At 28.4% G+C, this 13,096-nt stretch carries 15 protein-coding genes; 1 reads left to right on the forward strand and 14 read right to left on the reverse strand.

All coding sequences use genetic code 11. The annotated features are described in order from the left end of the window. Positions 1-4: 4 nt before the first annotated feature. The 3 genes from JG677_RS00305 to fmt are packed head-to-tail and all read right to left on the reverse strand — an operon-like array spanning position 5 to position 2,317. Positions 5-790, reverse strand: coding sequence for a ParA family protein (locus JG677_RS00305; protein WP_200169261.1), 786 nt, complete (start codon positions 788-790; stop codon positions 5-7). Further along, on the reverse strand, positions 787-1,422 hold the full coding sequence (locus JG677_RS00310; protein WP_200169262.1) for a biotin--[acetyl-CoA-carboxylase] ligase: 636 nt from the start codon (positions 1,420-1,422) through the stop codon (positions 787-789). Before JG677_RS00310 ends, JG677_RS00305 begins: the two co-directional genes overlap by 4 nt. After that, positions 1,403-2,317 (reverse strand): methionyl-tRNA formyltransferase, encoded by a 915-nt coding sequence (gene fmt / locus JG677_RS00315; RefSeq protein WP_200216966.1) that lies wholly within the window; start codon positions 2,315-2,317, stop codon positions 1,403-1,405. Before fmt ends, JG677_RS00310 begins: the two co-directional genes overlap by 20 nt. Before the next feature lie 499 nt (positions 2,318-2,816). On the opposite strand from fmt, the gene JG677_RS00320 reads away from it, so the two are divergent. After that, a complete protein-coding gene (locus tag JG677_RS00320; RefSeq protein WP_200169265.1) occupies positions 2,817-3,065 on the forward strand; it encodes a helix-turn-helix domain-containing protein in 249 nt (82 codons plus the stop codon). A gap of 101 nt (positions 3,066-3,166) precedes the next feature. Here JG677_RS00320 and proB read toward each other — a convergent pair whose 3' ends face one another. The 11 genes from proB to JG677_RS00375 form a co-directional block, all read right to left on the reverse strand. Further along, complete coding sequence (proB, locus tag JG677_RS00325; protein WP_200284602.1) at positions 3,167-3,925, reverse strand: glutamate 5-kinase; 759 nt, start codon at positions 3,923-3,925, stop codon at positions 3,167-3,169. Next, complete coding sequence (locus tag JG677_RS00330) at positions 3,913-4,233, reverse strand: hypothetical protein (protein ID WP_200216964.1); 321 nt, start codon at positions 4,231-4,233, stop codon at positions 3,913-3,915. The genes proB and JG677_RS00330 overlap by 13 nt, the downstream gene beginning before the upstream one ends. Before the next feature lie 64 nt (positions 4,234-4,297). Next, on the reverse strand, positions 4,298-5,347 hold the full coding sequence (gene obgE, locus JG677_RS00335) for a GTPase ObgE (protein ID WP_200169268.1): 1,050 nt from the start codon (positions 5,345-5,347) through the stop codon (positions 4,298-4,300). A gap of 565 nt (positions 5,348-5,912) precedes the next feature. Then, a complete protein-coding gene (gene rpmA, locus JG677_RS00340; RefSeq protein ID WP_066778460.1) occupies positions 5,913-6,167 on the reverse strand; it encodes a 50S ribosomal protein L27 in 255 nt (84 codons plus the stop codon). A gap of 11 nt (positions 6,168-6,178) precedes the next feature. Continuing rightward, on the reverse strand, positions 6,179-6,487 hold the full coding sequence (gene rplU / locus JG677_RS00345) for a 50S ribosomal protein L21 (protein ID WP_200169269.1): 309 nt from the start codon (positions 6,485-6,487) through the stop codon (positions 6,179-6,181). A 116-nt stretch (positions 6,488-6,603) separates the two neighbouring features. Continuing rightward, the gene (locus JG677_RS00350; protein ID WP_200284604.1) at positions 6,604-7,806 is read right to left on the reverse strand and encodes a CsgG/HfaB family protein; all 1,203 of its coding nucleotides are present in this window, start codon (positions 7,804-7,806) and stop codon (positions 6,604-6,606) included. Positions 7,807-7,815: 9 nt separating this feature from the next. After that, complete coding sequence (locus JG677_RS00355; protein ID WP_200284605.1) at positions 7,816-9,153, reverse strand: DUF6844 domain-containing protein; 1,338 nt, start codon at positions 9,151-9,153, stop codon at positions 7,816-7,818. Between the two features lie 82 nt (positions 9,154-9,235). Beyond that, on the reverse strand, positions 9,236-9,859 hold the full coding sequence (lpoB, locus tag JG677_RS00360) for a penicillin-binding protein activator LpoB (protein WP_200169272.1): 624 nt from the start codon (positions 9,857-9,859) through the stop codon (positions 9,236-9,238). Positions 9,860-9,869: 10 nt separating this feature from the next. Beyond that, positions 9,870-10,238 carry a DUF1425 domain-containing protein gene (locus JG677_RS00365; RefSeq protein ID WP_200169273.1) on the reverse strand — a complete coding sequence of 123 codons (369 nt, stop codon included), beginning with the start codon at positions 10,236-10,238 and terminating at the stop codon, positions 9,870-9,872. A 9-nt stretch (positions 10,239-10,247) separates the two neighbouring features. Then, positions 10,248-11,615, reverse strand: a complete 1,368-nt coding sequence (locus JG677_RS00370; protein ID WP_200169274.1) for a hypothetical protein — start codon at positions 11,613-11,615, stop codon at positions 10,248-10,250. Between the two features lie 136 nt (positions 11,616-11,751). Beyond that, positions 11,752-13,089 (reverse strand): anaerobic C4-dicarboxylate transporter, encoded by a 1,338-nt coding sequence (locus tag JG677_RS00375; protein ID WP_200169275.1) that lies wholly within the window; start codon positions 13,087-13,089, stop codon positions 11,752-11,754. Positions 13,090-13,096 lie beyond the last annotated feature (7 nt).

Raw genomic sequence — 13,096 nt, forward strand, 5'->3', positions numbered from 1 at the left:
TTATTTATCCTAAAATTGAATAAGCTAAATTCTGATATGCTAAAGAACCAGGAGATTTAATATCATAAAGTATGATAGGTTTACCAAAACTAGGACTTTCAGCAAGTTTTACATTTCTTGGTATAACTATGAAATCATCTTCGTTTCCATTGATTGTAAAAAGTTGTTTTTTAAAATTTTGTTTTAAATCTTCAACTACATCTTTAGAGAGATTATTTTGAGAACTATACATTGTTGGTAAAAATCCTCTCACTTTTAATTTAGGGTTGATTGTTTTTTTGATTACTTTAATAGTGTTTAAAACCATTGCAACACCCTCTAGAGCATAAAATTCACATTGTATAGGAATGATTACACTATCACTTGCAGCAAATGCATTGATAGTAATACTTCCTAAAGCAGGAGGAGAATCTATAATAATAAAATCATATTCATTTTCTACTTCTTTAAGTTGGTTTTTAAGAACAATTTTTTTTTCATTACTTTCACCTTTAGCAAGTTCTTGTTCTATGCCAACTAATCCTATATTAGAAGGGGCAAGATGAAGTTGATTGAGTTCGGTTTTTAAAATAATATCAGAAAGCTTTTTTTTGCCTATAAAAACATGATAGATATTATATTCATAATTATTTCTATTAAATCCCAGTCCAGTGGTTGCATTTGCTTGAGGATCAACATCTATTAATAAAACTTTTTTTTCAGCAACAGCCAAAGAAGCAGCTAAATTAACGGCGGTTGTTGTTTTTCCTACTCCACCTTTTTGGTTTGCAATTGTTATAACTTCGCTCATCTTAAACTATATACCCTTTTATTATTTAATAATATCGATCCATCTTCATATAAGAAAGCATCTTTTAAAGAAAAGATTTTTCCTTCATAATGGACATTAAATTGTTTTGATTTTTCAAATTCTATCATATACTTGCTAAAAATATTCTTCCATAATTTTTTTTGCATTAAAGTTTCTATAAATTTTAAAACTAATTCATCTAATTTTATATCAATATCCAATAAGGAGCTATTTTCAGGGCAATATTTTAAATTTAGTCCTATCCCGCCTATAATAAAATTTTTAATTTTTGTGCTTATTATTCCTCCAATTTTTTTATTTTCTATGTATAAATCATTAGGCCATTTAAGCCAAGTTTTTGATCCTTTTTGAGCTAAGATTTCTTTTAATAAATAAGCAAAATAAATACTTATAGAAGCTAAAGGTAAGTCTTTAGGAAGATCTTGCTTATCAATACAAAAGGAAAGATGTAAATTTCCTTTAGAGCTTTGCCAAGAATTTTCTCTACTCCCAATACCATTTGTTTGTTCAAGCGCATAAATAGCTAGATTTTTTTCTATTTTATTTTTACGAATTTCATCACATAAAAAAAGATGAGTTGAGGCTATTTTATCAATACAAATAATTTCCACATTTTAACCTTTTTCCATTAAGGTAAGTGCGTCCATCTAAGATCTTTTTACCATTTTCTTGGATTTTTTTAATGCGCAAAATTCCTTGTTTGCAAGTAAGTAAAAAACTTTCTTTTTCTAATTCTAAAATTTGTCCCTCTTTAGTGTGCTGTGTTGATTCATCTATAAGTTCAAGTTCTAGAAATTTTAAACCTTTATCTAAAAAAATTCCAGGCCAAGACATAAAGGCTAAATATTTTTGATAAATTTTTTTTGCATTATCTAGAGTGATTAAACCATCTTCTTTTTTAATTTTTTTACAATATGTTGCTAAATTTTCATCTTGCACTATAGGAACAATAGAGTTATAATTTTTTAAAGTGCTAACACAAAGTTTTGCCGCTAAATGGGCCAAAAGTTCAAAAACTTCTACAGCATTTTTATCTTTTATATCACACTCTATGCTTTCAAGTATAGCTCCAGTATCAAGTCCAGCATCCATTAACATTGTGCAAACTCCGCTTTTTTCATCTCCATTTAAAATGGCACTTTGTATAGGAGAAGCACCACGGTATTTTGGTAAAAGCGAAGCGTGTAGATTAATACAAGGTGCAATATCTAGGATATTTTTAGGTAAGATTTTTCCATAAGCAGCAACGACTATAAAATCAGGTTTTAAATCTTTTATCTCATCAATAATTTTTTCATCTTTTAAGCTTTTTGGTGTAAAAATAGGAATATGCGGTGCATTTTGACTTAAAAATATTTTTGTATCACTAGGTGTTAAAATTTGTTTTCTTCCTACTGCTTTATCAGGTTGAGTAAAAAGAGCTAAGATATTAAATTTTTTATCTATTAATTCTTTTAAAATACAAGTTGCATAAGAAGGTGTTCCCATAAAAATAATGTTTTTCATATTTAATTTACCTATATTAAAATACTTTGAATTATAATAAATATAGGTAAATTATATATTTAGTTAAAATTAAAATTCCATGTTCCTTGATTTGTTTCGATTTCAACTTCTAAAACTTTATTACAGCCTGAAAGTGGAACTTGCCAACTTTGACCATAAGATAGAGTTTTTTCTATTTTTATATCTTTTTATCCAATAATCCACCCGCTCTGCAATCTCCCTTTCCTCTTTAGGTATTATCTTTGTAATTTCTATAGTATTTACCAAAGAAGTGATCTTTAAATACTGGGTATTGTATTAAAAATAGGGTTATATCTTTCGCCTAGTGAAATTTCAATTGGAGCTTATTTATCGCTACAAGCAATAAATAATAAAGCACAAAATAGGGCTAAAAACATTTTTTAACATATTTTCTCCTTTTTAATCTATTATAATAGAATGAAATAAAATTATAAAACAAATATACCTTAATCTATCATAATAGATTAAGGTATAAAATTTGGCTTATCAGTTTAATCAAAATGAAATAGATAATTTTTATAAAAAAATTGCAAAAAATGTTTCTAGATTAAGGAGAGAAAAAGGTTTGTCTCAACTTGAATTAAGTCTTGAAATAGGTTATAAGTCTTGCTCTTTAGTAGGTGGAGCTGAAGCAGGATATAAAAATATACATTTTAATCTTGAACATCTTTATAAAATTTCAAAAGTCTTAGATATAGAAATGGCAGAATTTTTTAAAGAGTTTTAAATCAACTTTTACTAATCATTGATAAAATCTTATTTAATAAAAAGTTATTTTACATTATAAGTTTTTATGATTTGAAGAGAAAACAAAATGTATTGTTTTTGTTAATTTTCAAATAAAGTTCCGCCTATTTGTTTATTTTCAAGTAAAAATGCCTTAATAACACTTAAGTCAAAGCCACTTGCTAAAAACATTTTTTTATTATTTTCAAGTAAAAATTTAGCAGCTTTTAATTTGGTGATAATGCCTCCAGTTCCATGATCGCTTCCAGTTTTTACTGACATATCAAGCCAAGAATCAAGAATTTTATCGACTTTATCTAATCTTTTAGCATCTTTAAATTCGCTAGGATTTTTATCATAAAAACCATCAATATCACTTAAGATTACAAGTAAGTTGGCTCCAAAATAATATGTTGCATAAGCACTTAAGCTATCATTATCTCCAAAAACTATTTCTTCTATGGCTGTGGCATCATTTTCGTTAATAATAGGCAAAATCCCTAAATTTATCATAGCATCAATAGCATTTTTAGCGTGTTTTGTGGCTTTTCTTGAATCAAAATCTTTAGCAGTTAGTAAAATTTGTCCGCCTATTTTATTGAATTTAGATAAAAATTCATTATAAACACTCATTAAATAAGGTTGTCCAATAGCAGCTAAAACTTGTTTATTGATTAAATTTTTCCTATCAATGTTAAGTTTTGTATATCCAGCTGATATAGCAGCTGAAGTTACTAAAATCACTTCATATTTTTTCATCAAAGTTGTTAAAAACTCAACTAAATTGCCTAAACGTTTAAAGCTTAAAGCATTATCTTCGCTAATAACGTGAGAACCTACTTTGATGATTATTCTTTGCATTTTTTTTCCTTATAAAAATCAGATAAAATCCATATAATTTTGTTTAAAAGTTCTAAATTTTCCACATCTAAAATATACCATTGTTTAGCTTTGGGAAAAGGAAATCCAAGCTCATTTTCTCTTAATAATTCTTCAAGACACGGAAGTTTTTTTGTATATAAAGTATTATTGCAAATTAAAAATGCTGAGTTAGAATTTATATATATACAGTATTCTCCAAACATTTTTTTTGCGTTAAAATTAAAAGGCGTATCGCAAGCTTTTAAACATTCTAAAACAAAATCTTTAAAATCATTACTACTTGACACATTTTAATCCTAAAATTTTATAAAATTTACCATTTTATTTTTAAGTTTTAAAAATTTATTTTATTTAATCATTTAAATTTTTATCTTTTCTTAAATTTTTGATTTCTTCTAAAAGAATAAATTTAAGCTCTTTAAGCCCTGTTTTTTCAAGACTTGAAACGTTAATCAAAAAGCTTTGGATATTGTTTATTTCTTTTAAATAATTTTTTAAATCTTCTAAATTTAGGGTTATTTGCTTAGCAAATTCTTCTCCTAAATTTACACTATCACTTTTTGAAATCATTATGCCAAATTTTCTTTCATAAAGTTTAGATGAAAATTGTTTAAGTTCATTTCTTAAGATGATAAATTGTTCCTTTAAACTCATTTCTCTCATAGGATCAAGCACAAAAAGTAAAAAACTTGTTCTTTCAATATGTTTTAAAAATTCAAGTCCTAAGCCTTTTCCATTGCTTGCCCCTTCAATAATACCTGGAATATCCGCCATTACAAAAGAATTGTATTCATCTACATCTACAAGCCCTAATTTTGGAGTAAGTGTTGTAAATTCATAATTTGCAATCTCAGGTTTGGCATTAGATACTACGCTTATAAGGGTCGATTTTCCTACATTTGGAAAGCCAACAAGTCCTACATCTGCAATAAGTTTTAATTCAAGTCTTACAAAACGACTTTCCCCTTTTATGCCTGGTTGTGCATAATCAGGTCTTTGGTTGGTTGCGTGTTTAAAATGTGTATTCCCAAGCCCGCCTTTTCCACCTTTTAAAAATAATTCTTTTTGTCCTTCTTTGGTTAAATCAAGCAAAACTTCATTTGTGTTTGCATCAATAATTTGAGTTCCTTCGGGCACTATAAGATTTAAATCTTCACCTTTTTTACCATTTTTATTGCGTCCCATTCCTGCAGATCCATTTTGAGCACGTAATTCTTTTTTTCCTTTAAAATTAGCTAAAGTATGTGTATTGTTATCACATATAAAATAAATATTTCCACCATTTCCACCATCGCCACCATCAGGACCACCTAAAGGCACGTGTTTTTCACGTCGAAAGCTTACAGCTCCTTTGCCTCCATTACCAGAGGTTAGGGTAATTTTAACACTATCAATAAACATTTATAACCTTAAAAATTTTTGAAAAAGTATATCAAAATAAAATAAAATTCAAAAATTTAACTTTTATAATGTTAATTATTTAAATTTTAAACTTTTATTTGTATTTATATTTAAGATATTATTTTTTATTATTAAATATTATTAAAATGTAATATTAATAATAAAGAATTTAAATAAAAAATTATAAAATATTTTATGGTTTAATATCAATTCTTATAAGTTTTTGTTTAATGATAAATTTGAAGTGAAATTTTAAAAAATACAAAAATTGAATTTTTGCTACATTTATATTAATATCTAAAAGATTTTTTTGATATTTTAATTATATTTTGTTTCTCTTATTTTGAAAAATAAATAAAAGAGTATTTTTTATTTATATGATTAAAAATAATTTCTATTAAATTTTTAAAATACCAAATAAACTATTTATAATTAAAATTATAAATTATTATTAGTTTTTTTAATTTCGTTTTTATTGTTTTGCTTGGTAAGTTGTTATTTTAGGTCTTATTTAGAATTTTAAAATTTGATTTATACAAGTAATTTCTAGACTTTAGTCTAGAAATTAAGCAGGATAAACAGAAACTTTTTTTCTGTCTTTATCTTTTCTTTCAAATTTTACAAAGCCATCAATTAAGGCAAAAAGAGTATGATCTTTTCCCATACCTACATTATTTCCAGCGTGAGTTGCAGTTCCTCTTTGACGAATAATGATATTTCCAGCTCTAACAAATTCGCCACCAAATTTTTTAACACCTAAACGACGTCCTATAGAATCGCGATTATTTTGAGTTGAACCTTGACCTTTCTTGTGTGCCATTCTTTTACTCCTTAAGCTTTAATATCTATAACTTTAACACGGGTAAATTGTCTTCTAAAACCGCGTTTGAGTTTAGAGTCTTTTCTACGTCTTTTTTTATAAATAATAACTTTTTTATCTTTTCCGTGGCATATAACTTCTAAGACAACTTTTGCACCTGCTATAAAAGGCGCACCTACCTTTAAATCCTTATCGTTGATAGCTAAAACTTCATTAATTTCTACGCTTGATTTAATTTCTGCTTCAAAATGATCAAGCTTTAACTCATCTCCAATACTAACTTTATATTGTTTTCCACTATGTTTAATAATAGCATACATATTACTTTTCCTTTTTAAGGTAAGTTACCATAAAGCACCAAATTTTTGGTTTAAAAGCTTTATTGGCCGATTAAAAGTTTTAATTCTAGCTAATTTTTCTTTAATTTTTAATGAATTTAAAAACCTAAATTTACTCCACCACCTTGTTCTATTTTATAATTTGCATCACGTCCTATTGTATAACCATTTCCATTATTTCCACTATTTAAAGGTCTGCAAATATCGCCTACTTTTACACTTCCTTCTATAATTTTTGCATAAGAAAGCTTTGGGCTGGTGCGTGTGATTTCAATATTTCCTGTTTTAGTTTCTACTCTTGCTGTATTTTCTTTGGTATAGGCATCTTTTATAACTTTTCCAAGTGAAAAACACTCATAAGTATCACCTTGATTTAAACTTTGAGAAAATACAACTTCATTGTTTTCAACACTAGCAACTTTTAAAGGATAAATAGCATTTAAAATATCTCCTGAAATACGATTTGCTATTTGTTTAAGAACAGATTCATTGGCACTTAGACTATTATCTTTAAGATTTACTTTCATGCTTAAAGTATTGGAAAATTTAATTTGTCTTGTAGCAAATAAAAGCACACGATAATCTATTACTACTTCAACTTCTGTTTTAGTTTTTCCTGTAAGATTACTTGTTTTTTGTTTGCCATCAAGCCCTGAAATAGAAAATAATAAAATATAATCTGTGGCTAATATATTTTTAAGTTTATAAATTTCATCACTTGCTGTATCGCTACTTTTGATAATAGCTTTTTCCATTTCATAATATCCATTTGAGTCACGATCTAAAACGTTAAATTTGCGACTTTGCAATAAATCAGAAATAATTTTTTGTTGTAAGCTTGCACCTATGCCACGTTTTATAGGATCTGGCGTTGAGTCAAATACTACTATGCTTCTTCTACTATCCGCACTGAGTCCAGGGGTTTGGTATTTTTTGGTTGTTGTGGTTTTAAAAATAGTTACATTTGCTACATATTTGCCATTTGCATCTTGTTCAACGCTGTTAATTTCATAAGTATCAGCTTTACCTTTAGTAGCTTTTGAAATTTGTTCGCTGTAATTATCTTGTATATTTGTTCCTTTATTGTCGGTTGAAACATTAGTGTTGGATTTTTTGAGCGAATTTATGCTTACTCCACTCATTTTACCTATAGCTTCGATGATAGCGTTATTTATAGCATCTTCACGTGTTAATCCCGTGCCTTCGCCTGTGCTTGATTTTGTAGAAGTTGTAGTAACAACTTTAGCATTAAGATTTAGGCTTAAAAATAAGCCCAAAAAAAGAATTTGAATTATTTTCATCTTTTATCCTTAAAAATCATCTAAGCTATTTATGATATTGGAGCTTCTTTGGATATTTGAGGATTTTTTAGATTCATTTTTAGTTGCATTGGGTTTTGTATTTAAAACCTCATTTGTATTAGCTAAATTAGTATAAGAATAAAATCTCACAGCGCCCACATGTTCAATACCATTTTCGCTAGTGTAACTCCATTTTTTAAGAGTACGAATACCACGAATTTTGCCACTTGCACTCGTTTTTACTTTGCTATTTACCTTATCAATAATATTTGTAATATTTTGAGTTTGCTCTTGGGTGGAATTATCATTAATATTGATACTTTGCTTGATGATATCTTCATAAGTATCACCTGTTGTTCTTTCATCTTTAAGACTTAAATTTGTATTGATAAATTCTATAATAGCAGCATCTGCCATAGTAATTGCTGTTTCTTTAGCTTTATCTTCTAAAATATTTGTTTTTTTAGCATTGCTAGGATCAGCTACATAACCCCAATTTCCATAGCTTAAAATTACAGGTGCACCATTTTCATCATAAACTAAGCGAATTCCGTATTCATTAAGAAAACCTTTTTGATCTTTTGGTAAATACTCACTTATTTTTTTACCTTTACCTTTTATAGTGCTTTGTCTTGCTAATGCCATATCTCTTGCTAATTGACGTGTTTTATTAGAGATAATAGCTATAACTCCTACATCATATTCACCCCTTCTTTGAGTTACTATGGTTTGCACAGGAATAAGTCCGCTCATAGAACCTACTGCATTTGTCATAGTTTTATTAAGAAATTCTTGTTTTAATAAAGTCTTTTTTCTTTCTTCACTTAAAGAATTTGCATCTATACCCAAATCTTTTAATGCTTTATCAAGCTTAGCGCCAGCTAATTGTGTAAGTTTATTTAAAATTTGATCAATTTTATCACCTTTTGGTAATTCATCAAATTCTTTAGCATTAGTAGAATTATCTGCTTCATAGTTTTGAACTTTATTTGTAGCAATTCTTCCAAAAACATCTCTTATAAATTCAGTTTGTAAATTTAACATTGCTTTTTGATATGCATTTTGTAAAGCTTGTGCAAATTGTGGATCAGTATCATTTACAGCAACAGTGCTCTTTCCTGTATAAAAAGTTTTTCCATCCTTGGTTATGCCATATTCTATTCCAAAATTATCTGCAAATTCTTCAAAGAAATCTTCAATTGATTTTGGAGTGATATCTTTAGTGCTTGCATCGGACATTTCATTTTGAGTATTTATATCTTGTTGTGTAATTTCGACAGGTTGTGAGCCTTGTCCATAAAGCAAACTTGCCACAACTAAAGAGCTAATTAATAATAATTTTTTCATTTTTTTCCTTTATAAATGTTATAAAAAAAGCCCAAGTTTGTTTTTGCAAACTCAGGCTAAAATTTTTTAAATAAATTTATTTTTACCAAGTAACTGATTTGCTTGAACCTGTTTTGTCAATAGTTTTTTCATCTTCCCAATATACAAGACCTGAATTTAAGTCAGTAACTCTTAATAAAAAGAAATATTCTACTTGAGTTTTACCATTGCTAAGTTTAACATTGTCTTGTCTTATTTTGCCTGCTAATGAAAAATCAGGTGAAACAAGTGTTCCTTTTTTGGCTATGGTGCTTTGATTAAATTCATCATTATCTCTTAATTCTCTAACATCTTCGCTCATACTATCAAGCGCTCCACCTGCTGCAACAGCTGAAGTTAATACAAATTTGCCTGAACGTCTTAATGCTGAGGTGATTTTTGCAGTAAGTTTTTCTGTATCAATTCTTTGAGGAGTATCATTTACTACTCTACCAATAGCAATAACTTTTCTTTGACCTGCTTTAATATTTGCAAAAGCTGGATCGCTAAGCATACTATTTATCATAGTTTCAGCTGCATTTTCAAAATCTTCTCTATCAAGACCTAAAGTAAGCGCGTCACCTTTTTTTACTTGACTTGCTTTTCCATCTGTATAAGTTGTTTGCACACAACCACTGAAAAATAATGCTCCTGCAAGAGCTGTAACTAAAATTTTTGTTTTTTTCATTTTTTATCCTTTAATTTTTTGTTTTAATATTAATTCTAAAATCTTTTGCTCTAAGATCAGCTGAAATTTTATGAATAATTACTTCTTGTTTGGCTGGAATTCTTAAATATTGGTATTCTTCATTTAAGACATCACGCAACACAAAGCCATTGCTATCTAACCAATCCACCTTATACATAATATCTTTAGAAAAAGTACTATATAAAATTACTTCAAATTCTAAATAACCATTATTGTTGATACGTTTATTAAATTGTTTTACCAAGCTTTTTGGTAAATTTGAATTTATTATTGCATTGTTAGAAGTGCTTGTATCAGCTTTGTAAGAAGCACAAGCACTAAAAAGCATTACTATAATAAGTAAAAGCCATTTTTTCATTTTTTAACCTTATTTTTGGATCAAATCTACACTAGTTGGCAAATAAGGCGCAAAAGAACGCACTATAATTAGAGCATTTTTATTTTTATCAATATTATTTTGATAAATTTCTTGCCCTTGTGGATCTTTTATGCTAATACTGCCTGAATTTTCAATCATAGCCACAGAAATACTTTTAGGCAAACCTCTCCAAGAACGCACATCAGCTTTATTTGTCGCTGCAGTTGCAACTGAGCTTGCTAAAGAAAACCAACCGCCGCTTGAGTCATTATTTGCCACAGCTGCATTTAAAGTAGTTTTAATAATAGTTTGGGCTAAGGCTTTGCTAATCATTGCTGGCATATTGATTTTAAATTCAGTTGCTACAATATCATCTAAATCTACAACTTCAGTAGTATTAATACCATTGATATTTAAATTTTCAAAAGAAGCTTCTCTTTTTTTCAAAGTTTGCAAAGCAAGACTTGTACTAATGATATTTTTATTTACTATAAAAGGTAAAGTTATGCTAAATTCATCTTTTACTACACCCATACCATTTTCATAAACAACAAAAATATATTTTTTATTATTTTTAGAATTGATTTTTTTTGCATAATTGTTAAAAATTTTAGCTTCTTTTTGAATTTCTTTATTTTTAGGATTGATGATTGCTACTTCTCTAAATAAATCAGCTGCTTTTCTATAATCTTGATCCATAAAGAAAAATACAGAAGCAATATAAGTTGCATAAGGATTTACAAATTTTTTGGTTGTATCAAATTCTTTAAATAAACTATTATATTGTTCTTCGATAACTTTTGAGTTTTCATTCATATTTTTAGCATAATTTGGATCTTCTTTTTTAGCTTTTTCTAAATCTTCTCTATTTTGTGCAATTTGAGCTGCAAAATATTCTTTAGCCTTGTCTTGACGCATTAAAGCACGATTAAATTCAACTCTAGCATTGGCATAATCATTTAAATTCATAAAATTAAGCCCTTTATAGACATTTACCATAATTCTTTCATATAAAGAACCATCATAATCAACAATGCTATCATTTATTAAAGTAGTAGCTGCGAGTTTTGCACCTTTTTTTCCAACACTTTCTAAATCTACATCATATTTGTAAGCATCTTCTGCTGCATCGAAAAATTCATTGCTTTTGTTAAATTCTTTACAATTTCTTGCGATTAAACCTGTATTGATGCCTGTATAAATAACATCATCATTTTTTTGGATTTTTTCTAAATTTTCATTAAAAAAATCAGCACCGCAATATTTTTGAACTAAAGCATTTTCGAAATTTGAATTTATTTTAGCTTGATTAGCACAAGCTCCTAAAAATAAACAACTTAAACCTATTAAGGTAGTTTTTAAAGGTATTTTTGTCATAAGATTCCTTGAAAAGTAAATTAAATTAAACGAAACATTATAAAAAAATAAAAATACATTGAAAACAATCTTTAAATTTTTAACAAATTTTATTTACAAGATCAATACAATAAAAAAAGGGGAAAATCCCCTTAAATTAAATAAGTAAAGGTGCGATAAAAAATCCTAAAGTAACAGCAATTACGATAGCTAAAACGCCTGGAATGAAAAAAGAGTGATTGAAAATAAATTTTCCAATTTTTGTTGATCCTGTATCATCCATTTGCACTGCACCCAAAAGAGTTGGATAGGTTGGAAGAACAAAAAGAGCAGAAACAGCCGCAAAACAAGCTACTAACATATAAGAGTCATGCGGATTAGTAGCTGAAATTCCTAAAGCAGCCATAATAACTGGCACAATAGCTTTTGCAGTAGCTGCTTGAGAGTATAAAAGCATACTAGCAAAGAAAAATGCAACTGCAAGCATAGCTGGAGTTTGTTTAACCCAATCACCTGCTATTTCTTTAATCCCTGCTTCGTGAGCACTTACGAAAGTATTTCCAAGCCAAGCTACGCCAAATACACAAACACAAGCTGTCATACCTGATTTAAAAACGCTTGTTTCAATTATTTTAGATGGTTCAACTTTGCAAAGCCAAGTGATTAAAGTTGCTGCAGTAAGTAAGAAACTCATAATAGCTGCATCTCTTGGTATAATCACTGGATCGATCCATTTGATATTATTTGATATTGCTGTGGCATAAAGAACTACAGCTAATACAGCGATTAAAAAGATTGCCACAGAAAGTTTAGCACCCGGTTTATTTTCAGCGTGTAAAACCTCATTTGGATCTTTAACAAGACCTGCTTTTAATCTTTCTTGATAGATTGAACATTTACTTAAATCTAGAGGTGTTATAAGACTTATTATTAAAGCTGTAACCATACAAGCAATAAAAGTTGTTGCAATCCAAATTCCTAATAAAGTAGGGTAATTCCAACCTAGTGGTTCTAATACCCCACTCATATAAACAACAGCAGCACTTACAGGACTTGCGGTAATTCCAATTTGAGATGAAACAACCATTAATGATAAAGGAACACTTGGTTTTATGTTTTGAGATTTTGCTACGTCTATAACCACAGGCATTAAAGAAAATACAGCATTTCCAGTTCCTGCAAGAATGGTTAATAACCAACCGCAAGCTGGAGAAAGATAGTTTATAAATTTAGGGTTAGCTCTTAAAAGCCTTTCTGTCATTTTTACCATGTAATCAAGACCGCCTGCTTGTTGCATAGCAGAGATTGCTGCAATAGCAGCAGCAATAATTAAAATAACATCCCAAGGAATGCTTCCTGGTTTAAGTCCTAAGAAAAGACCTAAAATCACAACTCCTAATCCACCAGCATAGCCTATGGCGATTCCGCCTAAGCGAATACCAATAAATATTGCACCAAGAAGAACAACTATTTGCAAAATTATATCTAAGCCCATGGAAATC

Source organism: Campylobacter sp. TTU-622, from assembly GCF_016598965.1.
Lineage (GTDB): Bacteria > Campylobacterota > Campylobacteria > Campylobacterales > Campylobacteraceae > Campylobacter_D.